The sequence below is a fragment of the Allobosea massiliensis genome (assembly GCF_042655245.1).
Classification (GTDB): domain Bacteria; phylum Pseudomonadota; class Alphaproteobacteria; order Rhizobiales; family Beijerinckiaceae; genus Allobosea; species Allobosea massiliensis.
In genome coordinates, this window is the sequence record NZ_JBHSLU010000050.1 from 1 (window position 1) to 24,734 (window position 24,734).

General features: G+C 65.5%; 31 protein-coding genes and 1 pseudogene. 26 read left to right on the forward strand and 6 right to left on the reverse strand.

Annotated elements, in window-relative coordinates; all coding sequences use genetic code 11:
* The first annotated feature begins 597 nt into the window (after positions 1-597).
* The 5 genes from ACFPN9_RS15895 to ACFPN9_RS15915 all read left to right on the forward strand — a co-directional run bounded on the left by ACFPN9_RS15895 (position 598) and on the right by ACFPN9_RS15915 (position 4,560).
* Entirely contained in the window at positions 598-798 is a 201-nt protein-coding gene (locus ACFPN9_RS15895) for a hypothetical protein (protein ID WP_067254293.1), read from the forward strand.
* Between the two features lie 56 nt (positions 799-854).
* Positions 855-1,754 (forward strand): ParA family protein, encoded by a 900-nt coding sequence (locus ACFPN9_RS15900; RefSeq protein WP_377817246.1) that lies wholly within the window; start codon positions 855-857, stop codon positions 1,752-1,754.
* 4 nt (positions 1,755-1,758) lie between these two features.
* On the forward strand, positions 1,759-2,709 hold the full coding sequence (locus ACFPN9_RS15905; protein ID WP_068072552.1) for a ParB/RepB/Spo0J family partition protein: 951 nt from the start codon (positions 1,759-1,761) through the stop codon (positions 2,707-2,709).
* A gap of 283 nt (positions 2,710-2,992) precedes the next feature.
* Positions 2,993-3,502 carry a plasmid mobilization protein gene (locus ACFPN9_RS15910; RefSeq protein ID WP_068072555.1) on the forward strand — a complete coding sequence of 170 codons (510 nt, stop codon included), beginning with the start codon at positions 2,993-2,995 and terminating at the stop codon, positions 3,500-3,502.
* The gene (locus ACFPN9_RS15915; protein ID WP_068072558.1) at positions 3,502-4,560 is read left to right on the forward strand and encodes a relaxase/mobilization nuclease domain-containing protein; all 1,059 of its coding nucleotides are present in this window, start codon (positions 3,502-3,504) and stop codon (positions 4,558-4,560) included. The genes ACFPN9_RS15910 and ACFPN9_RS15915 overlap by 1 nt, the downstream gene beginning before the upstream one ends.
* A 75-nt stretch (positions 4,561-4,635) precedes the next feature.
* On the opposite strand, the gene ACFPN9_RS15920 is transcribed toward ACFPN9_RS15915, so the two are convergent.
* Positions 4,636-5,082: a MerR family transcriptional regulator gene (locus tag ACFPN9_RS15920; protein WP_156134651.1), complete on the reverse strand. Its 447-nt coding sequence runs from the start codon at positions 5,080-5,082 to the stop codon at positions 4,636-4,638.
* A gap of 73 nt (positions 5,083-5,155) precedes the next feature.
* On the opposite strand from ACFPN9_RS15920, the gene ACFPN9_RS15925 reads away from it, so the two are divergent.
* From ACFPN9_RS15925 to ACFPN9_RS15945, 5 genes are all read left to right on the forward strand, one after another.
* Entirely contained in the window at positions 5,156-7,780 is a 2,625-nt protein-coding gene (locus tag ACFPN9_RS15925; RefSeq protein ID WP_082735060.1) for a heavy metal translocating P-type ATPase, read from the forward strand.
* A 12-nt stretch (positions 7,781-7,792) separates the two neighbouring features.
* Complete coding sequence (locus ACFPN9_RS15930; RefSeq protein WP_052232015.1) at positions 7,793-8,422, forward strand: methyltransferase family protein; 630 nt, start codon at positions 7,793-7,795, stop codon at positions 8,420-8,422.
* The gene (gene lspA / locus ACFPN9_RS15935; protein ID WP_245281183.1) at positions 8,419-8,958 is read left to right on the forward strand and encodes a signal peptidase II; all 540 of its coding nucleotides are present in this window, start codon (positions 8,419-8,421) and stop codon (positions 8,956-8,958) included. Before ACFPN9_RS15930 ends, lspA begins: the two co-directional genes overlap by 4 nt.
* Positions 8,955-9,509 (forward strand): copper chaperone PCu(A)C, encoded by a 555-nt coding sequence (locus tag ACFPN9_RS15940; RefSeq protein WP_047575326.1) that lies wholly within the window; start codon positions 8,955-8,957, stop codon positions 9,507-9,509. The genes lspA and ACFPN9_RS15940 overlap by 4 nt, the downstream gene beginning before the upstream one ends.
* A gap of 74 nt (positions 9,510-9,583) precedes the next feature.
* Entirely contained in the window at positions 9,584-10,504 is a 921-nt protein-coding gene (locus tag ACFPN9_RS15945; protein ID WP_047575323.1) for a cation diffusion facilitator family transporter, read from the forward strand.
* A 78-nt stretch (positions 10,505-10,582) separates the two neighbouring features.
* Here the strand turns inward: ACFPN9_RS15945 and ACFPN9_RS15950 are convergent, their stop codons facing one another.
* Positions 10,583-10,744, reverse strand: coding sequence for a hypothetical protein (locus ACFPN9_RS15950; protein ID WP_156134510.1), 162 nt, complete (start codon positions 10,742-10,744; stop codon positions 10,583-10,585).
* Positions 10,745-10,969: 225 nt separating this feature from the next.
* Between ACFPN9_RS15950 and ACFPN9_RS15955 the strand changes: the two genes are divergently transcribed.
* Positions 10,970-11,608 carry a transglutaminase-like cysteine peptidase gene (locus tag ACFPN9_RS15955; protein ID WP_377817247.1) on the forward strand — a complete coding sequence of 213 codons (639 nt, stop codon included), beginning with the start codon at positions 10,970-10,972 and terminating at the stop codon, positions 11,606-11,608.
* A gap of 23 nt (positions 11,609-11,631) precedes the next feature.
* Here ACFPN9_RS15955 and ACFPN9_RS15960 read toward each other — a convergent pair.
* Positions 11,632-12,265, reverse strand: a pseudogene (locus ACFPN9_RS15960) (DsbA family protein).
* 172 nt (positions 12,266-12,437) lie between these two features.
* Here ACFPN9_RS15960 and ACFPN9_RS15965 point away from each other — a divergent pair.
* Entirely contained in the window at positions 12,438-12,656 is a 219-nt protein-coding gene (locus ACFPN9_RS15965; RefSeq protein ID WP_066721256.1) for a hypothetical protein, read from the forward strand.
* A gap of 110 nt (positions 12,657-12,766) precedes the next feature.
* Entirely contained in the window at positions 12,767-13,825 is a 1,059-nt protein-coding gene (locus tag ACFPN9_RS15970) for a L,D-transpeptidase family protein (RefSeq protein WP_066721252.1), read from the forward strand.
* A gap of 117 nt (positions 13,826-13,942) precedes the next feature.
* On the opposite strand, the gene ACFPN9_RS15975 is transcribed toward ACFPN9_RS15970, so the two are convergent.
* Entirely contained in the window at positions 13,943-14,386 is a 444-nt protein-coding gene (locus ACFPN9_RS15975; RefSeq protein WP_066721254.1) for a Fur family transcriptional regulator, read from the reverse strand.
* A 112-nt stretch (positions 14,387-14,498) separates the two neighbouring features.
* Here ACFPN9_RS15975 and ACFPN9_RS15980 point away from each other — a divergent pair, with 112 nt between their 5' ends.
* Positions 14,499-15,839, forward strand: coding sequence for an Nramp family divalent metal transporter (locus ACFPN9_RS15980; RefSeq protein ID WP_326910404.1), 1,341 nt, complete (start codon positions 14,499-14,501; stop codon positions 15,837-15,839).
* Positions 15,840-16,001: 162 nt separating this feature from the next.
* Here the strand turns inward: ACFPN9_RS15980 and ACFPN9_RS15985 are convergent, their stop codons facing one another.
* Together ACFPN9_RS15985 and ACFPN9_RS15990 are read right to left on the reverse strand one after the other, a co-directional pair.
* The gene (locus ACFPN9_RS15985; protein WP_052232228.1) at positions 16,002-17,219 is read right to left on the reverse strand and encodes a GNAT family N-acetyltransferase; all 1,218 of its coding nucleotides are present in this window, start codon (positions 17,217-17,219) and stop codon (positions 16,002-16,004) included.
* Positions 17,216-17,851, reverse strand: coding sequence for a DUF6875 domain-containing protein (locus tag ACFPN9_RS15990; protein ID WP_068074854.1), 636 nt, complete (start codon positions 17,849-17,851; stop codon positions 17,216-17,218). The genes ACFPN9_RS15985 and ACFPN9_RS15990 overlap by 4 nt, the downstream gene beginning before the upstream one ends.
* 255 nt (positions 17,852-18,106) lie before the next feature.
* On the opposite strand from ACFPN9_RS15990, the gene ACFPN9_RS15995 reads away from it, so the two are divergent.
* The 12 genes from ACFPN9_RS15995 (at position 18,107) to ACFPN9_RS16050 (ending at position 24,700) form a co-directional block, all read left to right on the forward strand.
* The gene (locus ACFPN9_RS15995; protein ID WP_068203503.1) at positions 18,107-18,517 is read left to right on the forward strand and encodes a DUF2946 family protein; all 411 of its coding nucleotides are present in this window, start codon (positions 18,107-18,109) and stop codon (positions 18,515-18,517) included.
* 50 nt (positions 18,518-18,567) lie between these two features.
* Complete coding sequence (locus ACFPN9_RS16000) at positions 18,568-19,062, forward strand: copper chaperone PCu(A)C (RefSeq protein WP_047577987.1); 495 nt, start codon at positions 18,568-18,570, stop codon at positions 19,060-19,062.
* Between the two features lie 8 nt (positions 19,063-19,070).
* Positions 19,071-19,691, forward strand: a complete 621-nt coding sequence (locus ACFPN9_RS16005) for an SCO family protein (protein ID WP_068074793.1) — start codon at positions 19,071-19,073, stop codon at positions 19,689-19,691.
* Entirely contained in the window at positions 19,688-20,236 is a 549-nt protein-coding gene (locus ACFPN9_RS16010; protein ID WP_326910415.1) for a TlpA disulfide reductase family protein, read from the forward strand. Before ACFPN9_RS16005 ends, ACFPN9_RS16010 begins: the two co-directional genes overlap by 4 nt.
* 55 nt (positions 20,237-20,291) lie before the next feature.
* A complete protein-coding gene (locus ACFPN9_RS16015; protein ID WP_156134791.1) occupies positions 20,292-20,720 on the forward strand; it encodes a hypothetical protein in 429 nt (142 codons plus the stop codon).
* A 188-nt stretch (positions 20,721-20,908) separates the two neighbouring features.
* The gene (locus tag ACFPN9_RS16020) at positions 20,909-21,412 is read left to right on the forward strand and encodes a TlpA disulfide reductase family protein (protein WP_156134792.1); all 504 of its coding nucleotides are present in this window, start codon (positions 20,909-20,911) and stop codon (positions 21,410-21,412) included.
* Positions 21,412-22,149, forward strand: coding sequence for a cytochrome c biogenesis CcdA family protein (locus ACFPN9_RS16025; RefSeq protein WP_047580264.1), 738 nt, complete (start codon positions 21,412-21,414; stop codon positions 22,147-22,149). Before ACFPN9_RS16020 ends, ACFPN9_RS16025 begins: the two co-directional genes overlap by 1 nt.
* A gap of 16 nt (positions 22,150-22,165) precedes the next feature.
* Positions 22,166-22,609, forward strand: a complete 444-nt coding sequence (locus tag ACFPN9_RS16030; protein ID WP_047580265.1) for a disulfide bond formation protein B — start codon at positions 22,166-22,168, stop codon at positions 22,607-22,609.
* Complete coding sequence (locus ACFPN9_RS16035) at positions 22,606-23,259, forward strand: DsbA family protein (protein WP_047580266.1); 654 nt, start codon at positions 22,606-22,608, stop codon at positions 23,257-23,259. Before ACFPN9_RS16030 ends, ACFPN9_RS16035 begins: the two co-directional genes overlap by 4 nt.
* A 147-nt stretch (positions 23,260-23,406) precedes the next feature.
* A complete protein-coding gene (locus ACFPN9_RS16040; RefSeq protein WP_047580267.1) occupies positions 23,407-23,739 on the forward strand; it encodes a four-helix bundle copper-binding protein in 333 nt (110 codons plus the stop codon).
* Positions 23,740-23,800: 61 nt separating this feature from the next.
* Complete coding sequence (locus ACFPN9_RS16045; RefSeq protein ID WP_047580268.1) at positions 23,801-24,184, forward strand: DUF305 domain-containing protein; 384 nt, start codon at positions 23,801-23,803, stop codon at positions 24,182-24,184.
* A gap of 138 nt (positions 24,185-24,322) precedes the next feature.
* Positions 24,323-24,700 carry a DUF305 domain-containing protein gene (locus ACFPN9_RS16050; protein WP_377801159.1) on the forward strand — a complete coding sequence of 126 codons (378 nt, stop codon included), beginning with the start codon at positions 24,323-24,325 and terminating at the stop codon, positions 24,698-24,700.
* Positions 24,701-24,734: the final 34 nt, after the last annotated feature.

A 24,734-nucleotide genomic window follows, 5' to 3' on the forward strand; every position in this document is an offset into this window, starting at 1 on the left:
AGCGATGATCCCATCGTCAGCCTGCCAGCCGTGGCCGCCTGACCAGCCCGACCAAAGCCGGCACGCGGTGGCTCTGCGAAGCTACACCACCAGCAGGGACGCGACCCGCCCAAGCCATGGACCAAGAGAAGGCGGGGGCCTTCACCAATGCGAACGAAGTTCAAAGTCACTGGCGTGTCTTTCCTGCTTGGCGCAACGACGGAGCTGCCATCGGACTGAGCCGCGCTAACTGCGTAACGCATGGGTCGGTGTTTAGGTCCGCCCTGTCGTGACAGCGGCTCGGCATCGTGCCGGGTTCTGTTGGGCGCTCCAGACCACATCTCGGATCTGTTGGTTCAAACCACACCTCGGGCTTCGCGCGATCTGCTCAGTGACAGCCACCCGGGTGCTTCCCGCGCGAGCTGGAGGGGCTCTCTGGTCGTGCCATGGTACAGCCGGCGGAGCCCGCCTCAAGGACGCGCGGTGCCCCCAAAATGCTTTGCATTTCGGCTCCCCCACGCGCCGCCTCTGGCGGTCGGCTTCGCCGATCCTTGACCCGGTCTCCACCGACCCGTGGCGCGCCTTCGTCCATTCGAGACGAAGGAGGTTCTCATGACAATGCCGATCGATCAGCAGATTGCCGAACTCAAGGCCGAACTGAACAATGCCTGCCTGACGCCGCGCGAGCGGCGCGAGGCTAAAGCCGAGCTTGAACTCCTGACCGAGCAGGACCGCAGCGATGCGGAAACAGGGTACTTCGCGGATGTCGAGGCTTGGGTCGCGGTCCACGTCACGGAGCTTGCCGCACTGCCTTTCTGAGCATCACGATCCGAGACGGCCGGTCTGACGCCACGCGCGTCGGCTGGCCTTTTCGCATGTCGCCCGGCCTGCGCTCGCTCTGCTGCGCGCAGGCCAGGAGGCCCGTGGTCTATCGCCAACGGTGTGGTTCAAACCACACCCGTCACGTCATCGCCGCGATCTCCCGCCAGAACACGCTCCGATTGAATTCGTCGGAGCCGTGTCGCGTTTGCATGAAGACCATCGTGATCAACAACCAGAAGGGCGGCGTCGGAAAGACGACGCTGGCCGTGCATCTCGCCTGGCACATTGCCGAAACCGGCGGCCGTGTGCTGCTGATCGACGCCGATGCCCAAGGCAACGCTACCGATACGATGAAGCGTCATCGTGGCGAAGTGACTGCAGCCGAGCTGTTTCGACCGGTCAGGGCGCCAGTTACTGGTGGCGCTGAGGGGATCACGCTCGCGGCTTCTGACAGCTCCCTCACCGATGTCGATCGCGGCGATGCCACCAGCATCCAGCAGTTCCGCGACAACCTTCGTGCGGGCAGCGCGGCGTTCGACGTCTGCATCATCGATACGCCGCCATCGCTGGGCCTGCGCAGCGTGGCCGCGCTGGTCTCCGCGACCCATGTGCTGTCGCCGATCTATCTCGAGGATTATTCGGTGAAGGGCGTGAAGGGTCTGCTCCAGACCGTAATCGGCGTCCAAAAGCGCTATGGCCGATCCGACATGAGGTTTCTTGGTCTCCTTCCATCGAACTTCAACACGAAGTCGCCCCGGCAGCGGGCGCATCTCGATCAGCTGCTCCGCGAGGCTGGCAAGTACGTTTTTCCGGGCCACATCGTCGCGCGCGACGGCTATGCCGAGGCGGTCGCCGAGGGCGTGCCTGTGTGGACGCTGAAGAAGCGCTCGGCCCAGGAGGCCGGCCGCGAAATCCGACTCGTGCTGTCGCGCATCGTCGAGCAGATGGGGTGATCGCATGGCACTTGATCTGAGCTTCAAGGACCTCGCAGATGTTGCTGCCGGCGACGCGTCGGACGGCCGCCGTCTCAAAGTCGCGCTGAATCTGATTGATGAGGATCCCGATCAGCCGCGCCGGGAGTTTCCGGAAGACGAACTGCAGCAGCTTGCTGCGTCGATCCGGATCGACGGCATCCTTCAGCCGATTGTGGTCAGGCACTCGGAGCAGGCCGACCGGTTCATCATCGTGATGGGTGCGCGGCGCTATCGCGCGGCGAAGATAGCCGGACTGGTCGAGGCGCCCGTCTTCGTTCAGGACGACGCTGAAGCGAGCCCCTACGCTCAGATGGTGGAGAACATTCAGCGCGACGATCTGAAGCCCAGCGAGATCGCTCGCTTCGTAACGGCGCGGCTTGAGGCCGGTGAGAAGCAGACAGAGGTCGCTCGGCGGCTGGGCAAGCCGCGTGACTGGGTGTCGCGCTATGCGGCGGTGCCGAAGATGCCGACGTTTCTGCAGGAGAAGCTCGCCACAAGTTCGATCCGCGCCGTCTACGAGCTCTACCAGGCATGGCGGCAGGAACCTTCCGACGTGGAACGAGCCGTCGAGGAGCACGGCGCTTTCACCGACGCGCAGGCCAGAGAATTTGCGTCCGCTGTTCGCTCGACCGTTGAGCCCGCCGCACCGCATGGCACAGCAGCAGGGGATGGGGCCAAGGATGCCCGAGCGTCGGAGAAAGATCGCGCATCGGCTCGCGAGAAACCATTGGCAGGCTCAGCCACAGCGCCGTCCGTTCTGGGCACAAAGGGCGCTGCCATCGTGCGGGTGCGCGCCGGCAAGCGGGTCGGCCAGTTGGTTCTCGACGCAAGGCCGGATGCCGAACAAGGGAGCGCTCGTGTCGCCTTCGATGATGGCAGCATAGAAGACGTGTCTGTTCGCGAGCTTCGGATCGACGCCGTGCTGGTTGGCTGAGCAGCGCCGGCCTTCCTACTTTCAGTCTCCGGCGTGGTTTGAACCACACTTCCCTCCATTCCTGTTTGATCGCCCGGACCCGCTGCGGGGCGCTTCCTTATGGGCAATTCCCATACGGCAGTGGTTACACCTATTCGAATCGTTAACCGAAGTGGATGGTTAAGAGTCTTTGGCATTGTTTCTAGTGCAGGATAGGCTTGCCGCCAGCGAATTATTACGCCAGATTGGCGTTGCGACGTAGCCGAGCGCGTTGCTGATTTCGCGGCGGTGAAAGGATGCGCTGATGCCGACGCTGACGTTGCGGGTTTCGGATGAGCTGGCGTTGCAGTTCGCGGCTCTGGCGGCGACTGAAGGCGGCAAGTCGGCGCTGATCCGCCGATTGATGGAAGCCGCAGTCGGCGCGCCGGAATCAAAGCGCGCTCCGGTTGCCGTCGGCGCGCCGCAGAAGGTGACGGTCCGCTTTCGGGACAGCGAAATGAATCAGCTCAGAGAGCTGGCGTCGGTGCGCGGGATGACGCGGACGCAATGGATCACGTCGCTGGTGCGGTCACGGCTGGGCGCGCCGGCGCAACAGTCGGACGGCGAGCGCGAGGAACTGCGGACCATCGCGCGCGAGCTGAACCGGATCGGCGGCAACATCAACCAGATCGCGCGGTCTGCCAATCGTGGCGAGCTCGATCCCGGTGCTGAAAGCTGGAAGATGTTGGCTGAGACACGTTTCGCGCTCGAAGCTCTCCAAGGCGAGTTGAAAGGCGTGCTGGATCGGACCAGCACCTATTGGGAGGGCCGGTGATGAGCGGGAAGCGTGCTCAAGAGTTGCTCGATGACCTGCCGCCGATCTCCTATGTCTGGCGGACGCCGGTTCGTCGGCCGCGCGTATCCGAGGCGGATATTCCTGACCCGATTGCGCCGCAGCGTGTCACGCCGGCGATGCGAGCGCGGCTCGAACGGATCGTCGGGCGTGCGCCGGAGGTGATGGTCAAGATCACGGGGCGCACCAAGGACGCAGGGCACCTCAAATCCCATCTCGAATACATCATGCGCAACGGCGAATTGACGGCGGAGACCGAGCAAGGCTCACTCATGCAGGGCCGGGAGGGTCTGAAGGATCTGCAGGCTCGTTGGACCGAAGACACGATGCTCGACGACAAGCGGCGCCGCGACGGCACAGTGTCGGTCAACATCATTTTATCGATGCCGCCGGGGACCGATCCGATTGCGGTGAAGGATGCTGTGCGAGCGTTCGCGATTGAGACGTTCGGAACAAACCACGACTACGTCTTTGTCCAGCACCTCGATGACAAGCACCCGCATGTGCATCTGACGGTTCGCTCGCAGGGCTATGACGGAAAGCGCCTAAATCCGCGAAAGGCCGATCTAGCGACCTGGCGCGAGCGGTTCGCCGGCGAGCTTCGGTTACGCGGCGTCGCGGCCGAGGCGACGCCGCGTCGGACGCGTGGGAAGGTGCGCAAGTACGACAAGGGGACAGTGGTGGCGCTGCGGCGTCGCGGCGTCGTTCCAGAGACGGACAAGGGTGCGCGGGCAGACGTCGTGCGGTCTGCGACAGCCGGAGTATCAGGTCCGCGGCTATGGGAAGCGAAGGCTCGCGAGCGGCAGGCAAAGATCCGAGATCAGTACCTCGATCATGCCAAGGATCTCGAGAGAACCGGAAAAGGGAGTGACCGGGCTCTGGCGAAAAAGGTGCGGGAGTTCGTGGCGAAAATGCCTGACCCGGAAACGCGGCGAGAGCAGTTGATGCGGGAGTTAGCGTCAGCCGCGCAGCGAACTCGAATTGATCGCAAACCGAACATTGATCGGCAAGCTCAAAACTCTGGTAAAAAAATTCGATGATTTGATTTGAGTTATTTAGCTCCAGAATCCAAAATGAAAATCGATTCTATAGCGTCTGCCAGGTAGCGTGCTGCTTTAGTGATCTTCACCGCACCGGCTATGGTCTGCCAGCGCCTCGATGATGGCGCAGTCGCAGGCGGTCACACCACCCGAGCAAGTTGCGGCAATGCGCTCCAATTCCTTCTCCAGCGAGCGCAGCCGCGCGATCTTGTGACGGACGTCGTCGAGATGGGCTACGGAAATCGCATGCGCCTCGTCGCAAGCCATGCTGGGATTGTCCGACAGCCTGAGCAGGGCGCGAATGCCGTCGACGGGGAAGCCGAGGTCGCGGGCATGCTTGATGAAGGCCAGGCGCTCGACATGGGCCCGGCCATAGCGACGCTGGTTGCCCTCCGAGCGGTCCGGTTGCGGCAGCAGCCCGACCTGCTCGTAATAGCGGATCGTCTCGACCTTCACGCCTGTCCGATCCGAGAGCGAACCGATCGGCATCGCGCGCGCAATGTTTTTCGCGTCCAACTTCATTTTCCCCCTTGAACCTGAAGTGGCTAGAGATCGTATCTAGGACGTCTCATAGCGCCTGCAAGCGGAGACGACCATGACAGCGACCTCGGACACCAGGCTCCAGACCTTGAGCTGGAAGGTCGGCGGCATGGACTGCGCGGGCTGCGCGGCGACGATCCGCGGCGCCGTCGAGCGTCTGCCTGGGGTGAGCGACGTGAAGCTGTCGGTCGTCGCAGAAACCCTGACGCTGGCGCTGGACGAGAACCAGACCCGACGCGAGGCGATCGAGAAGCGCGTCTCCAGCCTCGGATACACGACGGCGATCATGGCCGCGAAAACGACGCCAGCCCCGGAGCCGGCGGCGTGCGGCTGCTGCAATGCTCAGGGGCAGGCCGAGGCGGCGGCCGCGACGACGAGCGCACCCACGCCCGCGCCCCTGAGCTGGAAAATCGGCGGCATGGACTGCCCAAGCTGCGCCGCCACCATTCGCGGTGCGGTCGAGCGCATGCCGGGCGTCAGCGACGTCAAGCTCTCGGTGATGTCGGAAACTCTGACGCTGGCGCTCGACGAGACGCAGACGAAGCGCGACGCCATCGAGAAGCGGGTCGCTAGCCTCGGGTTCACCGCTACATCGCTGGCGTCGAAGACGCAGGCGTCCGGATCCGGTCATGGCGATGGCTGCGACAACGCGGATCATGCCGGCCACGACCATTCCCTTGACGATCATGGGTACTCCCACGACGATCACAAGCACGCGCGCAATCCGGCAACGATCGAAAAACCTCGTGACCACGCCGGAGACGCCGGCCACGGCCTGCCGGGCCATGTCCATGAAGCGACGCCCGACGGCGTATCCTGGTACCAGACTAACAAGGGGCGGCTCGTCCTGACGACGGGCGCGCTGCTCGGCGGGGCCTGGACGTCCAGCCTCGTCTGGCCAGCGATCGCGCACTGGGCCTTCATCGCGGCCTGCGTGATCGGGATCATCCCCGTGGCGCGCAAGGCCTATGCGGCCGCCAGCGCCGGGATGCCCTTTACCATCGAGATGCTGATGACGATCGCCGCGACCGGCGCGCTCTTCATCGGCGCGGCGGAGGAAGCTGCGCTGGTCGTCTTCCTCTTCGCGGTCGGCGAGGTGCTGGAGGGCGTCGCGGCCGACCGGGCGCGCGCCTCGATTCGGGCCCTCAGTGACCTCGTGCCCAAGACCGCGATCGTCGAGAAGGACGGCGAGACCCGTACGATCGACGCGGCGGCACTGAAGATCGGCCAGACGGTGCTGGTGCGCCCCGGCGACCGAATTCCCGCCGATGGCGAGATCACCGACGGCGTCTCCGGCATCGACGAGAGCCCGGTGACGGGCGAATCCGTGCCGAAGACCAAGGGCGTCGGCGATCCGGTGTTCGCCGGTTCGGTCAACAGCGAGGCGGCGCTGCGGGTGCGCGTCACCAAGGCTGCGGAAGACAACACGATCGCCCGGATCATCCGCTTGGTCGAGGAGGCGCAGGAGGCGCGCGCGCCGACCGAGCGCTTCATCGACCGGTTCTCGCGGGTCTACATGCCGGCGATCGTGGGACTGGCCGTGCTGGTCGCGATCGTGCCGCCGCTGCTGCTGGGCGGTGAATGGTCGGTCTGGGTCTACCGGGCGCTGGCGCTGCTCTTGATCGGCTGCCCCTGCGCGCTCGTCATCTCGGTTCCGGCATCCATCGCGGCCTCGCTTTCCACGGGCGCGCGCCAGGGTTTGCTGATGAAGGGCGGCGTCGTGATCGAAGCCGCAGCCAAGACCGGCGTCGTCGCCTTCGACAAGACGGGAACGCTGACGCAGGGACGCCCGCGCGTGACCGAGGTCGTCGCGTTGGGTCGGACCGAGCGAGAGGTCGTCGAGCTCGCGGCCGCCGCCGAGACCGGATCGAGCCATCCGCTGGCGCTGGCGATCGTCGAGCGCGCCAAGGCGCATGCCATACCGGTGCGCAACGCCACTGAAGCAAAGGCGATTGCTGGTCAGGGCGTAGTGGGCACGCTTGATGGTGTCGCGATTTTCGTGGGAGCGCCGCGCCATGCGCTCTCGCGATCCAACTTCGACGATCAGGCGAAAGCTGCCGTGGAACAGCTGGAGACGGCCGGCAAGACCGTCGCCGCCGTGATCGCCGATGGCGTACTCGCCGGGTTGATCGCCATGCGCGACGAGCCGCGCGAGGACGCCGCCGCCGGCATCGCTGAGTTGAAGGCGATGGGCCTCCGCTGCCTGATGCTGACCGGCGACAACGCCCGCACGGGGGCCGCCATCGCAGGCTCGCTCGGGATGGAGCACAAGGCCGAACTGATGCCGGAGGACAAGGTCGCGGCGATCAAGGCCCTCTCAGTCGACGCCTCGGTCATGATGATCGGAGACGGCATCAACGACGCCCCGGCTCTTGCCGCCGCCGGCATCGGCGTGGCCATGGGCTCGGGCACCGATGTGGCGCTGGAGACCGCCGACGCCGCGATCCTGAAGAGCCGGGTCCGGGACGTGCCCGCCATGATCCGGCTGGCGCGGGCGACGATGAGTAACATCCGGGTCAACATCGCCATCGCGCTCGGGCTGAAGGCCGTATTCCTCGTCACCACGGTGTTCGGTTACACCGGCCTCTGGATCGCGATCCTGGCCGACACCGGCGCGACCGTCATCGTGACGGCCAACGCCCTGCGGCTGCTGCGCTTCAATGCCGGCCGCGCGGCTTGAGCGGCGCGCGCCATGTCGGGCATGGAAATCGCGAGCTACCTGATGACGGTCGTCTACGTCATCAGCTTCCTGGCCATGTCGGCCATCCTCGCGAAAGAAGCAGGACGGCAGATCTGGCTTTTCGACAAGGGGCGCGAAAAACAGGCGCTGCCCGCCACGCTGTTTCGCCTCGCCTTCGTCGGCGCGGTGATCTGGCCGCTCGTGCTGGCGCTGATCGGCGATCCGATCAAGCCCGACCCGCTCTCGCTCGCCCTCGACGGACCCTGGCTCGATGTCCTTGGCCATCTCCTCGTCGTGGTCGGAGCCTGCGTGGCGCTGATTTCCCAGCGCCACATGGGCGTGTCCTGGCGGATCGGCGCGGCCGAGGGCGAACTGGGGCCGATCGTCGACAACGGCCCCTTCGCGATCTCGCGCAACCCGGTCTTCGTCGGTCAGGCCCTGCTGTTCGTCGGTCTCTTCATCGTCCTGCCCAGCCTGATTCAGGCGGCCCTGACGCTCGCGCTCCTAGTCGCCATCGTCTTGCAGGTCCGCATTGAGGAGCGCGTCCTGATGGCGACTCTGGGCCAGCCCTATCGCGACTACCGGCGGCGCGTCCGGCGATGGCTCGGAACGCGCCGCAGCGCGGAGAACCCGACACCATGACGATGCAAAAGCGGCTGGGAGACGTGCTGGGCTGGGCGGTCGCGGCCGCGGTGCTGGATCAGCTCTCGAAATGGCTGATCCTGACCTATGTCATGGCGCCGCCGCGCGTGATCGAGATCGCGCCATTCCTCAACCTGCGTCTCGGCTTCAACTACGGCATCAGCTTCGGGATCGGCCGCGACACGCTGGAGGCATGGCCGGGTCTGCTGGCCGCATTCAAGCTCGTCGTCGCGCTCGGCCTGATGGTCTGGGCCGTCAGGAGCACGATCCGGGCGGAGCGCATCGGTCTAGCGCTGGTCGCAGGCGGCGCGCTCGGCAACGCGCAGGACCGCTGGCGCCAGGGCGCCGTGACCGACTTCATCGACCTCCATTGGGGTGGCTGGCACTGGCCGACCTTCAACGGCGCCGACATCGCCATCTCGGCCGGCGTCGGGCTGATGCTGCTGGCCGCTCTGGCCGATTATCGGCGTGGCCGAAGCGGCGGGGGTCTGGCGGAGACGAAGGCCGCTCCGGCTAAGTCGGGAGAGCGGACGTGAAGCGGATCAGGCGATGGCTTGCAATCGCGGCTTACGCCGACGTCAGGCCATTCGCACTGCTTTCGCGGGCCGCCGTCTGGCGCCTCGGCGGGCTCGTCGCTCTTGTCGGCGCAGGCCTGCTCGCGATGGGCCAGATCCATCCCGAGCCGGTGGCGCAGCGCGGCGGCGTCGCCGTGATCCATCCATGGGCAAAGGGGTCGGCCCTCAAGGGCGACCAATTCCCATTCTACGCGACTTTCACCAACAGCGGCGGTCGCCCCGATCGGCTGCTCAAGATCGAGACGGGCGCCGCCCATCACGCGATCCTGAAGGCGCTCGACTCCAAGACCGGCATTGTCCGCCCCGTCGAACTGGACGAGCTGGCCGTTCCGGCGAACGGCAGGGTGTCGCTGAGGCCGGGAACGCATCAGATCACGCTGATCGGCCTTTACGCCAAGGTCGAGCCCGGCAGCTTCATCCCGGTGACGTTCGTCTTCGAGCGCGCCGGCCGCCTCTCGGCCGATATCCGCGTCGAGAACCTCGGCGAACCGGAGCACAAGGATCACAGCTGAGCACTCGGCGTGTCGACGGGGCGATCTGGAAAGCGCGAGCCGGCGACCGGACGGGCGACTGAGGGGAACAGGAAATGGGCACAGGCCACTCCCATGGCGGGGCGGCGCCGGCGGGCACCGCAGCCGGCAAGCACAAGAGCGGGCTCGCGATGGCGTTCGGCCTGACGACCGCATTCATGCTCGCGGAGGTCGTCGGCGGGCTCTGGACCGGCAGCCTGGCGCTGCTGGCGGATGCGGCCCACATGCTCACGGACGCAGCCGGCCTCGTCTTGGCGCTGATCGCGATCCGCTTCGCCGAACGGCCCGCAACGCCGGAGAAGACCTACGGCTACGTCCGTGCGGAAGTCCTCTCGGCGTTGACCAACGCCGTCGTTCTCCTCGTGCTGACGGCCTACATCCTCTACGAGGCCTATCGGCGCTTCCAGAACCCGCCCGAGATCGTCGGCGGCCCGATGCTGGCGGTCGCGGTCGTCGGCCTCTGCGTCAACCTCGTCAGCATGAAGCTACTTTCGGGCGGTTCGTCGGAAAGCCTCAACGTCAAGGGCGCCTATTTCGAGGTCCTGAGCGATATGCTCGGCTCGCTCGGCGTCATCGTGGCGGCCATCGTCGTCATGGCCACCGGCTGGACGATCGTCGATCCGATCGTCGGCGCCGGCATCGGGCTATTCATCGTGCCGCGCACCTGGAGCCTGCTCAAGCAGGCAGTCCATATCCTGCTGGAGGGAACTCCGCCCGAGATCGATCTGAAGCTGCTTGAAGCGAAGCTGTCGGCGGTTCCCGGCGTCGTCGCCGTCGACGATCTGCATGTCTGGACGATCACGTCTGGTCTGGACGCGATGAGCTGTCACCTGGTTGTCGACGACATGCCGAACTCAGCCGCCATCCTCACGGCGGCGAGCGCCGCGATGCGGTCCGAATTCGGCCTAACCCACACGACGATCCAGATCGAGGACGGTTCGATCAGAAACGCCGAGGGCCACGCCACGCGCCTATAGGGGTGAGGATGGTCTTCGCGAAAATGGGCGAAGGGCGCGAGGACAGATTGGCTTGGAAGACGAAATCTCGCACGAGCATCAGCGCTGCTGGGATGACGGCGGGGCGCTTGAGGAGTGGGCCTTGGGGTCCGCTTGGTGGCGACGATCTTCCGCCTCACGCATGCGCACCACGCTGACGGCATAGAACAGGACCGCCAGCGCGATCAGGGCCGCGGCCAGCGCGCCGTTGCGCGACTTCATGATGCTCTGCCTCTGCGACTCGGCCCGGAAGTCCCCGCGACATGCCCACGATCCTCCCCTTCGACGGCAGCAAAGCGGGTCATGACGAAAGCCTTCCTTAAGGTTGACGGAGCGGCAAGAAATACCAATGAAATCTGAATCTTAGGCCGATAATTTAGGGGTCCGATTTCGCGCGAATTCAACGCGTCATCGCTAGAAACGCTCTCAACGACACGGGAGAGCGTCATGAAAAAAAGGCATAGCGTCATCGCCGCGGTGGCCCTCGGCCTCGCAACGTCCGCCATGGTCACGCAGGCGTTTGCGGCCGGCGCCACCGACCTCGCTCATCTTCATGCTGGCCAGCCGTCGCGCACGCCGATCGGCTGGCAGCAGTTCTGCATTGACAATCCCAATAACTGCCGGACGCCGCGTTCGGCCGCGACGGTCGTGCGCCTCGACGACAAATCCTGGAGCGAGCTTCTGGCGGTCAATCTGGCGTTCAACAAGGCGATCGAACCCGTCACCGACCAGGATCAGTTCGGCGTCATCGAGAACTGGAGCTACGCGACGACCGGCAAGGGCGACTGCGAGGACTACGTCCTCGAGAAGCGGCGCGAGTTGGTCAAGCGGGGCTGGCCGCTCTCGGCGCTGCTGATCACCGTCGTGATCGACAAGGAGGGCGGCGGCCACGCCGTGCTCACCGTCGTCACCGACCGCGGCGAATTCGTCCTCGACAACCAGACCGACAAGGTCCTGCCCTGGTCGAAATCCGGCCTGACCTTCATCCGGCGGCAGTCCCCGGAGAACCAGAACGTCTGGCAGGATCTCGGCCGCTTCCTCGGCCGGCCCGACGTCGTCACCGCCGCGATCAAGGCCGCGCGCTAGCATCGCTGGGCGGTGGGGAGAGGTCAGCGTCCCGCCAGCAGCGGCGTCAGGATCTTGTAGAACTCCTCGATCGTCAGCGCGCCGACCTTCTTCTCGCCGTTGACGAAGAAGGTCGGAGTCGAGTTGACGCCGAGCTCCTTGGAGCCGCGCTCCTGAACCTGCTTCACGCCCGTGGAGAGATCCTCTCGCCGAAGGCAGGCCTCGACCGTCTCCTGCGTGAAGCCGGCCTGCTTCATCGTCTGGGTCAGCGCGTCGAGCGGCTTTTGCGAATGCCCAACCTTCCTGCGTCTTGTAGAGCATGTCGACGATCGGATACCATTTCGCCTCGTCGGAGCAGCGCGCCAGCATGAACCCCGCTGTCGAGAGCGGATCGAGCGGGAACTCGCGCGCGATGAAGCGGACCTTGCCGGTATCGACGTATTTGGTCTTGAACGCCGGCCAGGTCTTGATGTGGAAATTCATGCAGTGATGGCAGGTGAGCGAGGCGTACTCGATCACCGTGACCGGCGCGTCGGCTGCGCCGAAGACCTTCTCGGGAAGCGGGCCGAGCTCCAGCAGCCTGGAGGCGAGCGTGGTCTGCGCCGCCGCCGGCTTTCCGAAAAAACCAATGGCGACGAGACCGGCCGTGAGCCGAAGCAGCGAGCGACGCGCGAACATGGAATCCTCCCTTCGGAACACTGATCGCACCTGAAGCCACTTCAGGTTCCAGCGCCTCCGACGGTATTCCGGCTTCCATGTTATGCGACAGGCGGTTGCAGTGCCGGATCTGCGCCGATGGACGGAATTGGCTATGACGGCGTCCGATCGCCGCAACGCACATAATGGCCTGATGGACGCTCTCACCCTTTTCGGCCTCGTCGCCGTGACGCTCATGCTCGTCACCTACGCCTGCGAGGAGCGCAGTCCTTGGTTCGTCCTGGGCTTCGCCGTCGCCTGCGCGCTCGGCTCGGTCTATGGCTTCCTGCAGGGCGCCTGGCCCTTCGGCGTCGTCGAGGCGATCTGGTCGGTCGTGGCGCTGCGGCGCTGGTGGCTCAAGCGCGCGAGCTAAAGGCGGATGCCGGCGATTTCCCCTTGAACCTCAAGTGGCATCAGGTTGTAGAGAGTCGTTAACCGTCCTTTTTCACGCTTCGTCAGCTTCGTTCGCGCAAAAATTATCGCATGCTCTCACAGATTCGCTTCTCGACCCTGCGTCTTGCTCTCGGGCTCATGCTCGGCGCATTCGCCCTCTCGGGCTGCGTCACCGGCGACGGCGACACACGCCATCTCCAGCCGCTGCCGGCGCGGCTGGTCTCGGACATGTCGGCCAAGGGCATGAGCCAGAGCGATCCCATCCTCGTGCGCATCTTCAAGAAGGAGAGCGAGCTCGAGGTCTGGAAGCGCGACCGCAGCGGCCAGTACGCCCTGCTCAAGACATATCCGATGTGCCGCTGGTCGGGTCAGCTCGGCCCCAAGAAGCGCGAGGGCGACCGGCAGGCGCCGGAGGGATTCTACACCGTCACCGCCGACCTGATGAACCCGCGCTCGCAGTTCTACCTGTCCTTCAACCTCGGCTACCCCAACCCTTTGGAGAAGTCGCAAGGCGCTACCGGCTCGGCGCTCATGGTCCACGGCGCCTGCACCTCGGCGGGCTGCTTCGCCATGACCGACGAGGGCGTCACCGAGATCTACGGTCTGGCGCGCGAGGCCTTCGCTGGGGGCCAGCGCAGCTTCCAGGTTCAGGCGCTGCCCTTTCGCATGACGCCGGAGAACATGGCGCGGCATCGCAACAGCTCTCACATCGCCTTCTGGCGGAACCTGAAGGAGGGCTCGGATCATTTCGAGGCGACGAAGCAGCCGCCGAAGCTCGCCGCGTGCGGTCGCCGCTACGTCTTCAACGCCAGGGAGGGATCGGGACCGTTCGCGCCGGCCGAGGCCTGCCCGCCCTACGAGATCGAAGCCGACGTCCAGCCGCTGGTCTCGCAGCGCCAAGCACGCGACGAGGCCCGCTTCGCCGAGCTGATCGGCAGCGGAACGCCGGCGATGAGCTACGCGCATCTGGACGGCGGCATGCACCAGAGCTTCCGCACGATGCTCAAGAGCCTTGGGCCCGAGCGGATGCAGCCCATGGTCGCCGGCAAGGTCGAGATCAGCCGCCCGGACGCGGCGCTGGCCGACCCGTTCGGCGGCGACGACGCACCCGGCCGAACCGACACGACCGGCTCTCTCGCCCCAAGGTGAGTACGGCCCCGGTCGTTTTACGCCAGGCCAACCGCAGCCTGCGCGCGGCGGAGCAGGATCGGAGCTGATAGACAGCGCGATCCATCGGCTGAAAGCCGCCTGCGATCTGGATTTACCTTAAGGCTTCCTGGCCCGGCGCGCCTTCCTTGCAAGGGGGCGGCCATAGAGGACCAGGCGGTGACCGGTCAGCTCGAAGCCCAGCTCCTTCGCCACTAGCGCCTGCAGCCGCTCGATCTCGTCGGACCTGAATTCGATTACCGCGCCGCTCTCGATATCGAACAGATGGTCGTGATGGACCTCGGATGCCGGCTCGATCCTGGCGCGTCCGCCGGCGAAGCTGTGTCGTTCGACGAGGCCTGTCGAGGCGAAGATCTTCACCGTCCGATAGACGGTCGATAGCGATATGGTGGGGTCGATCTCGGCAACCCGGCGGTAGATCTCCGGCACGTCCGGATGATCGTCGGCCTTGGCGACGACGTCTGCGATGATGCGGCGCGGCGCCGTAATGCGCTGCCCCGCCTGACGGCACTGGCTGATCAGAACCTCGGCTGCGTCGGACATCGCTTCCTCCCTCCAGCCTTATTAATGAGAATGGTTCGCAAATGCATTGACAATATGGCGGGCAGCCGTAATCTGCTTTTGCAAACGAGTTGCAGTTTCAGGGGCGGGGCGCATGCTCAACAAGGTCGAGACCGGTGAAACCGCTTGGCGCAAGGCGCGTGGCGAGCCGTCCCTGCTCGACGTTTTCAGAACGATCTCCGTCGCGCCCGGCGCCACGCCGTGGCGCAAGTTCCTCGCCTTCTTCGGCCCGGGCTATCTTGTCGCCGTGGGCTATATGGACCCCGGCAACTGGGCGACCTCGCTCGCCGGCGGGGCGCAGTTCGGCTACACGCTGCTCTTCGTCGCGCTTCTCTCCAACATCATGGCGATCATCCTGCAGGCGCTCTGCGCGCGGCTCGCTATCGGCTCGGGCCGCGACCTCGCCCAGGCCTGCCGCGACGCCTATCCGCGCGCCGTGTCATGGCCGCTCTGGCTGCTGGCGGAGCTCGCGATCTGCGCCACCGACCTCGCCGAGGTGATCGGCACCGCGATCGCGCTCAACCTGCTCTTCGGGCTACCGTTGGAAATCGGCGTCGTCGTCACGGCGCTCGACGTGTTCGTCATCCTGTGGCTGCAGAACAAGGGCTTCCGATGGATCGAAGCGTTCATCATCACGCTTCTCGGCGTGATCGCTGTCTGCTTCGGCGTCCAGATCGCCTTGGCCGATCCCGACTGGGGCCAGGTGATCCGGGGCTTCGCGCCGACGACCCAGATCGTCACCAATCCGCAGATGCTTTATCTCGCTCTCGGCATCATCGGCGCGACCGTGATGCCCCATAACCTCTATCTCCATTCGGGCATCGTGCAGACGCGGGCCTTCGGCTCGAGCCTGCCCGAGAAGCGCGACGCGCTGAAATGGGCGACCGTCGATTCGACAGTCGCATTGATGTTCGCGCTGCTGGTCAACGCCTCGATCCTGATCCTGGCGGCGGCGACCTTCCACAAGACCGGCCAGACGACGGTGTCCGAACTGGAGAAGGCGCATGAGCTGCTGGCGCCGCTGCTCGGCCTGTCGATTGCGCCGACGCTTTTCGCCATCGCGCTGCTGTGCTGCGGCCTAAACTCCACAGTGACTGCGACCATGGCCGGCCAGATCGTGATGGAGGGCTTCCTCGACATCAAGCTGCCGGCCTGGGTCAGGCGGCTCGTCACGCGGCTGGTCGCCATCATCCCGGCAATCATCGTGACCTGGATCTACGGCGCCAGCGAGACCGGCAAGCTCCTGATCCTCAGCCAGGTCATCCTCGGCCTGCAACTGCCCTTTGCGATCGTGCCTCTCGTCATGTTCACCGCGTCAAAGAACAAAATGGGCGAGATGGTGGCACCGAAATGGCTGACCGTCACCGCAGCCCTGATCGCCGCGATCATCATCGCCTTGAACATGAAGCTGCTCTTCGACCTCACTATGGGTTGAGCGCGATCCGCCGCATTGCGGTCCCGGTTGCCACCAGCATCGCTACCGCGCCTGTAGCTAGTCGGCGCCAGCTCCGCGTTTGAAGAAAGTGAGCGCTTTCGACGGGTCAACAGCAGTCATGCAAAGATGCTGGTTTTCAAGAGCGCACTTGCGAACGCAGCGTCAGTTCTTGCCGCTGTAAGCCCAACTGGCAAGCCGACGCGTGACCGTCGGCGGCAGCGTCCGCATCGCTGATTTCAGGAAAGGCCGCCAGCGGCCGGGACTGAACAGTGCTGCCACACGTCCTTTGACCGTCAGCGGAAGCAGATAGTCGCTAACCGTCGTGACTCCGTCGGCATGATCGCGCTTGTATAGGTCTGCTGGCGCGAGCATGTCGAAGACGGCGCTGCCGCGCGCGGCAGCGCATGCGAAGCTGTGGTGGACCAGCAGGCCGCCTATTCCGCCGCGCTCATGGTCGGGATGCGTCGCGATGACATGGCCAAACGTCGCGCCCTTGCAGTCGAAAGCGAGGTCGATGCCTATTTCCTCGCCGGCGCAGCGTATGATCGCCACCCGTAATGGCGAGCCGTTGGTGTCATCAGCCGCGAGCGCGCCGAAGAACGCCGCGAAGCGCGGGTCCGAGACGGTCGGCGCCATTACGCTGTGGCGGCGCAACGCCGCCTGTTTCATAGCTATTGCGGTGAGCGCGAACTCAGCCGCGTCTTGGCTTGGCGCGACCATCCCGAGGGTTAACTCACCGCGCTCGGCCAGCCGTCGCAGCCGGCGGCGATAGTTGGAACGCTCGCGGGCGGAATAGGCCTCGCTTGGTCCGCCGTCCGGCCCGACGCGCCTCGCAAGTTCGGCGTAAGGCGCTTCCTGACGGTCTGTCTCGCGTGCGCCGGCGAACAACCTGGATCGCGTTAGCAGCGAATCCGCCCTGGCCTTGCGCGCCTCGAAGAGGTCGACGCTGCGCGCGCGCAATGCCGCCCAGCCGGCTGCGATCAAAGCTCCTCGATCCGGGCCCTGTTCGACGAGGATATCGCCGAACTGCGCCACCGGGCTGCCCATGAAGCCGACCGTCTCGACGCCGAAACGGCGCCGCGCCAGCAGCGGCCAGACCATGACCAACCGCCCTTGGCGGCGCGCGGTCACGATGAACGCTCGACTCCGATTGTCGAGGTAATGGTCCATCCAGTGTCGCAGCACGACGTGGCTCTGGAACACCTGGTGCGGCTCGCCCGCGCGGTTGAACAGCGCGTCCCATTCCGGGCGGAGGGCCAGGAAGGCCTCGCGATCTTGGACGATCTCGAAGACGGCCGCAGCGATCCCGGCATCCGTATGCGCGTGGCGGGTCGAAGTGGCGCCTGTTGTCGCGAGGTAGTTGCGCGCAGCATGCGTCATCGCTCAAGCCCGACGCGTGCGTGAGCGATCAGTCGTTTTGCCCCGGCCAGCGGAAAGCGCATGAGATAGGGCGCCAACAGCAAGGGATGGCGCACGGCGAAGGGGGCGTCCTGCTCGACCATGTGGCGGATGGCCAGCACCGGCAGCGGTGCGCGCAGCGGCCGAAACTCCGCGTTCCAGAGACCCGGCGCGTCCGATTCCGGATGCATCAATCCAATCATGCGGTTGCGCGCAAGCGAATAGAACTTGTGGCGACCCTGCACGCGCTGCAGCATTGCGACGCCGTCCGCGTCGGCACAGTTCGGGAAGCCGACGATCACCGTGCGGAAATGCGCCATGCCGGTCTTGGCAGGGATTTTCTCCAGCGCCCGGAAGCAAGCCCTGATCAGATGGAAGGCAGCGACCTCGTCGCCGGCTCCGACCTCGCAGATTGCGAGCCTTGCCGTGTTGATGCGTGCCGCCTGGCGGGTGAACGGACATACCGCGCCAGTGCGCCCCAGCGCGACGTTAGCATTCATCAGATAGCCTTCGACCCAGCCGACCAGTACGGCCAGCGCTTCGGATCCGCCGATATCCGAATTGCGCGCTCTGGCTTCCGAAAACGTCAAAAGCGCTGGTTCGGCTGCTGCCATGACGTCTAGCTCCCGCCTACTGCATCCATCAGATAGCAGATCGAGATTAGGGAAGCGTTTCGTTGACGGCCCAAGATTCGGTTTGTGAACCAGGCGTATCGCGAGACTGCGCTCGATCGCGCCCTGTTACCGCAGCCCTGATCGCCGCGATCATCATCGCCTTGGACATGAAGCCGCTGTTCGACCTCGCCACGGGTTGAGCGTGATCCGCCATGTCGCATTGCGAGGGCGGCAGCGCCCCGCTATGTCCGGCTCGTGACAATAGGACCGGCCAGAACCGTCATCATCCGGGCGCTGCTCGCGCTTGCGATGGCCTATGTCCTGATCCTGCAAGGGGTGTTCGCAAGCGCCGCCGCCGGCTCCCGCCTCGCCATGTCGATTGGCGAGCCAGGCCTGACGCAAGCGTTGTGCTCGGGCGCTCAGGCTCCCGACGCACCCGGATCGGACGAGAGCCCACACCACGCGACCGCGCAGCCGTCCTGTTGCGCCTGGAGCACCTCGGTTGCGGTCGATCCGGTCGTGCCTCCGGCCTCGCCGGCGATTGCCATCCCCTATCTCGCTCCGGCCAGCCTGCCGATCGCGTTCGGCCAGGCAAGCCCGCCGGTGATCCTGTTCCGCGCCGCGACCGCGCAGGGATCGCGGGCGCCCCCGACCCTCGAAGCGTGACCTGAGCGCCGGCCCTCCCGCCGGCACCATCACCCTGACGAGGATCATCCATGAAGCGTTTCGCGATCGGCGCCGCCGGCGTCGCCCTGTCTCTGGCGGCCTATGCCGCCACCCCAGTCCGCGCCCACGACTATGCCGTCGGGCCACTCAAGATCGACCATCCCTGGGCCAGGGCGACGCCGCCCTCGGCGAAAGTCGGCGGCGGCTATCTCGCCATCGAGAACACCGGCCCGGAGCCCGACCGTCTGGTCGGCGGCTCGACCGAGGCGGCGGCTCGCGTCGAAATCCACGAGAGCAGTCTCGCCGACGGCATCATGCGGATGCGCGAGAAAACGGACGGCGTCGTCGTCCCGCCCGGCCAGACTGTAGAGTTCAAGCCGAGCGGGCTGCACCTGATGCTGATCGACCTCAGGGCGCCGCTGAAACAGGGCGACAAGGTCAAGGCCACGCTGGTCTTCGAGCGCGCCGGCGCTGTCGCGGTCGAGCTGCAGGTGCAAGGCGTCGGAGCGCCGCAGCCGGCCGCGACCGGCCATGTCGGGCACTGAAGCGCGCCATGCCAGTCCTCAAATGGATCCGCTACGGCGCCTGGGCCGGCGTCGTCCTTTTCGCATTCGTAGGGGCGGCTATCCTGCTGGGGTGGTGGCAGGTCGATGGTCCCGGTCGCTCGCCTGCGGGCCGCGCGGCCGTCCAGGGCGTACCCGCGATCAGCGGGCCGTTCACGCTGGTCGATCACACCGGCAGGACGGTCACCGACGCCGACTATCGCGGCAAGCCGATGGCGGTCTTCTTCGGCTTCACCCACTGCCCCGAGGTCTGCCCGACCACTCTGGTGCAGATGGCCAACCTGACCGGGAAGATCGGAGCGGCGGCGGATCGCCTGCAGATCCTGCTGATCACGGTCGATCCCGAGCGCGATACGCCTGAACAGCTCGCGCTCTACCTTCAGTCCTTCGATCCCCGCGTAATTGGCCTGACCGGCTCCCGCGAGCAGGTCGATGCGGCGCTCGCCGCCTACAAAGCCTACGCGAAGAAGATCCCGACCGAGAGCGGCTACACCATGGACCATTCGGCCTCGGTCTATCTGATGCAGGCCGACGGCAGCTTCCGCACGATGATCGACTACCACGAGGAGGAGGCTTCCGCGTTGGAGAAGGTCCGCATGGTGCTCCGATGAGCCTTCGTGGGCGCAGGGTGTTCGTCGCCGCGATGCTGGCGGCGATCGTGATCGCAACGGCATCCGGCTATCTCTTCGCCACGCGACGAGCACAGCCGCCAGCGCCCGTCCTGACCGTACTGACGATCGAGACCGCCGATGGACGCAAGTTGTCGGAAGAGGCCTTCCGCGGCCGTTTTGTCCTGCTCAACGTCTGGGCGACCTGGTGCCCGCCCTGCGTCAAGGAGATGCCGTCGCTCGACCGGCTTCAGGCGATGAAGGGCGATAGCGGGTTCGAGGTCGTTGCCCTGTCGATCGACCGGCAGGGGCTGGAGGTAGTGCAGCCGTTCTTTCAGCGGACGGGGCTGACCCGCCTGGCGATCTATCTCGACCGCGAGGCCAGGAGCATGCCGGCGCTCAAGATCACCGGACTGCCCACGACCGTGCTCATAGACCCGGCCGGTCGCGAGATCGCCCGCTGGCCGGGGGCGCGGGAGTGGGACCAGCCGGCGACGGTGGCGGAGATCGACGAGCACATCGCCAGGTCCAGGGCGACGACGCGATGATTCCGGTCGCCGCTGGCAGGGCTGGTCAACAGAGCGCGAGGATGCTGTGCCGCGATTGCTCACGTCCGACCGCATGGGCTATTCTCCGGCCATGACGTCGACCGGCACATCACGGGATCTGGGGCGAGGCCTTCTGGCCGCCGCCTGTGGTCTCGTGCTGATGTTCCAGCTGATGGCGAGCGCGCTTGCCGGCAGCACCCATCTCGCCGCCAAGTTCGACGCGGGGGAAATCTCCCTCGTCGAGATATGCGGCGCCACGCCGGATTCGAAACGTGATCGGTCGGCCCATGTCGAGGGCGTCAATGCCTGCTGCGTCTGGGCGAAATCGGTCGCGCTGGCGCCGCTGGCTCCCCCTGCGCCGGCCTCGCTGGTCCCAAGACGCGCCGAACCGGCTGAGACGATCTTCGTACAGCGCGTTGACGTATCGGCGTCGTCCAGCCCGCAAGGTCCGCCACAAGCGACGGGTCCACCGCGCCGCAGCTGAAGGGCGAGCCTTCACGCGGCCTGCGGCGCCATCGCGCGCCAGCCTTCCAGTCCAGACCCTTCGCCGCCGGCCGTGAGCGTGGACGCTCGCCATGCCGGACTTGCGCGGCATGACCATTCCGTTTTCGAGGCCCGAGATTGATCGGACCAGTGCTCAGATCCAGACGGCTTGTGCTGTCGGCGGTCGCCATGGCGACGCTGGCGATCGCTGTCGGCTATGTCGTGGTCGCCGACAGGTCGTCGCGATCCCCGATCGCCGACGCGCTCGTGTTCCAGCGGCTCGACGGCAGCTCCACCGGACTTGCCGGCTTTCGTGGGCAGGCCGTGCTGCTGACCGTCTGGGCGACATGGTGCTGGTCCTGTCGCCAGGAACTGCCGGCGCTGGCGAGGCTTCACCGTGGCCTGGGCGGACGGACTCCCGCCGTGATCGCACTCTCCGTCGATCGCGACGGCGCGGACGTCGTCGAGCCGTTGCTGGAGCAGCTGAACGTCAAGGACCTGCCGGTCTTCCTCGATCCGACGGGCGCGTCGGTTGGTCGGCTGGCCATTTCGGGCCTCCCCACCACGATCCTGCTTGGCTCAGACGGCGTCGAAAAGGGGCGCTGGCATGGCGTCAAGGCATGGGACGAAAAGCCCATGATGGACGAGATCGCGGCGCTCATCGCCGATAGTCCTGGAAAGCAGGTCCGCTGATGGACATCGCCAATATCGGCATCTGGGCGGCGCTTGCGGCCGGGGTGGTCTCGTTCCTCTCACCCTGCGTCCTTCCGCTCGTCCCGGGCTACGTCTCGTACATTGCCGGCGGCTCGGCCGCGGCCGTCGATCCATCCTCCCGGTCCTCGTCACGGCTGAACGCCGTCGTGATGAGCGTCTGGTTCGTGCTCGGCTTCTCGACGGTCTTCGTGCTCCTTGGCGCGGGCGCGAGCGCTCTCAGCCACCTCCTCCTCGCCTATCGCTATGAGGCCGGCATCGTCGGGGGCGCGATCATCCTCGTCTTCGGCGTTTTCACGGCGGGGCTTGTGCGCTTGTCCTGGCTGGAGCGCGAGCTTCGGGTCCGGGCGCCGATCGCGGGCGGTCGGCCGATCGGCTCATACCTCCTTGGTCTCGCCTTCGCCTTCGGCTGGACGCCCTGCATAGGCCCCGTTCTCGGCGCCATCCTGACGGTCAGCGCAACGTCGCCATCGGCTTCGAGCGGCGTGGCGCTTTTGAGCGTCTACTCGCTTGGCCTCGCGATTCCCTTTCTGCTGACGGCGCTGTTCGCAGACGGCATGACGGCGAGACTGCGCCGCCTGCGCGGCGCAGGGCGCGCTCTGCAGATCGTGGCCGGCGTCACCATGATCGCGATGGGCCTGGCCATGATGTCTGGCCAGCTCTCGACGATCGCTTTCTGGCTTCTCGAAACCTTCCCCTTCCTCGCCAAAATCGGATGAAAGGCATGCTTCCCACATGACCGGCAGCGACAGCGCCGCCAGCGGTCACGACCGCTGGCTCTATCTCTTCATCGCCTGGGTCGTCGCGGTCGCGGCAAGCCTCGGCGCGCTCTTCATCGGCGAGGTCGTCGGCCAGGCGCCCTGCAGCCTGTGCTGGCATCAGCGCGCCTTCATGTTCCCGCTCGCGATCCTGCTCGCAGTGGCGAGCTTCCGTGGTGATACCGGCGCCTGGCTCTATGCGCTGCCCCTGGCCGCCATCGGCATGGCCATCGCCGGGTTCCACAGCCTCCTTTACGCCGGCTTCATTCCTGAGGGCATCCAGCCCTGCTCGCAGGGCCCCTCCTGCGCCAGCGCCGACATGACGATCCTGGGCGTGCTGCCCTTGCCCTACCTGTCTCTCGCGGCCTTCCTCGCGATCGCCGTCGCGCTCATCGGCTCCAGACCAAAGGCCGCATTATGAACCGCCGCGCCATCGTCGTCCTCACAGGCGTCTCCGCCCTCGCGCTCTTCTCCGGTGCGACCGTCTTCCACCAGAACGAGCAGGCAAAACGAGCCCGCGCCATCGCGGCCTCGCGCACTGAGGCGCTGGTCCGCGACCACTCGCCGATCATCGGCCCCGCGAGTGCGTCCGTCACGATCGTCGAGTTCTTCGATCCGTCGTGCGAGGCCTGCCGCGCCTTCTATCCGCCACTCAAGCAGATTCTGGCTCTCTTCCCCAACGAGGCACGGCTCGTCATCCGCTATGCCGCGTTCCATGAAGGCTCCGACCAAGCCGTCAAGATCCTCGAAGCGGCGCGCCTTCAGGGCAAGTTCGAACCCGTCCTCGCGGCGCTCCTGGAATTCCAGCCGGAATGGGCGGACCACGACAAGCCCGATCTTGAAAAGGCTTGGGCGCGGGCGAAGGACGCCGGGCTCGACATCGAGCGCGGCAAGCGCGACGCGGCCCGGCCGGAGTTCCAGACGACCTTGGAAAAGGACGCCGTGGACGTGAAGGCGCTCGAGGTGACCCGGACGCCGACCTTCTTCGTGAACGGCCAGCCCCTCACCGAATTCGGCCCGCGCCCGCTCTACGAGATGGTCAAGCGCGAGGTCGAGAAGGCGCCGAAATAGACCAGGTCGCCGCCGTAGGCCGGATCAGAGGCCCCGTTCTGCCTGAACAGGTCTGTTACAGATTGTTGCAGGCTGGAACGTTGGGCGCTCGCGGGCGTCTCCGTCATAACGGACCAGAACAGGTCCGCAGCGCAAAGGAGATTCGTCATGCATTATCTCGATTCGCGAATGCAGGTCGGCATCGACGCCTGCCTCAAGTGCTATCAGACCTGTCTCGGCATGAGCACAGGGCATTGCCTGGAGCTCGGCGGCGAGCACGCCCGCCCCGACCACATCAGGCTCATGCTAGCCTGCGCCGAAACATGCCGCGCCACCGCGCATGTGATGCTGATCGGTTCGCCGCACCACAAGCATCTCTGCGCTGAATGCGCCGATATCTGCGCGGATTGCGCCGCCGAATGCGAGCGCCTCGGCGATATGGACGCTTGCGTCCAGGCCTGCCGCGAATGTGCCGAAAGCTGCCGGAAGATGGCGGCGTAGCAAATTCACCGGCGCCGATGGGCGCGCCCGGCAAGCTCAAATGAACGAAGGAACCAGAACCATGACACGTCTCAGCCTCATTGCGCTCTCATCCGCTCTCGCCATCTCTGCAGCCTCAGCCCAGCAGCCCGCGTCGAAGCCGGCGATGGATCCCGGCATGCACATGAAGATGATGATGCCGATGAACTCCGATTCCACGGCCACCAAGGGCTACAAGCAGTCGATGATCACGATGATGAGCGGAATGCCAGCCTACACGGGCGACGCCGATGTCGATTTTATGAAGCAGATGAAGGGCCATCATCAGGCGGCCATTAACATGGCCAAGGTCGAGCTGGCGAACGGCAAGGACGCCGAGGCCAAGAAGCTGGCGCAGGAGATCGTCACCGCTCAGGAGAAGGAAATCGCCACGATCGACGCGTGGCTGAAGACCAAGGGTAAGTAGCGTCGCGCTCATTGGACAGCCGACCAAAGCCGCGATGAGGGAGTTGGGAATATGGAGCAGCACGGTGACATGAAGCAAGGCCACTACCGCGGCCTCGCAGTCGAGATCGTCCTCGATTTCATCGTGATGTACTTCGTCATGTACACGATGATCGCGACGGTGGCCCATTTCCGTTTTAACCTGAACAACGTCTACATGACCCTCATGATGGTGGCGCCGATGACGGTGATCATGCTGGTCTCGATGCGCTCGATGTTCCCGTCGCGGCGCATCAACCTGGCGGTCGGCGCGGCCGCCATCTTGGTGTTCGCAGTCAGCTTTGTCGGCATGCGCACGCAGGCCGGCATCGGAAACGCCGAGTTCCTTCGGGCCATGATCCCGCATCATTCGGGTGCCATCCTGATGTGCGAGCAGGCGACGCTCACGGATCCGGAGATCAAGGCGCTGTGCGGCGACATCGTCGCCAGCCAGCGCAAGGAGATCGCCCAGATGGAAGCCCTTCTGGCCCGGCAGTGACCGACTTGCTCGAAAGCACTGGAGACGTAGCGGT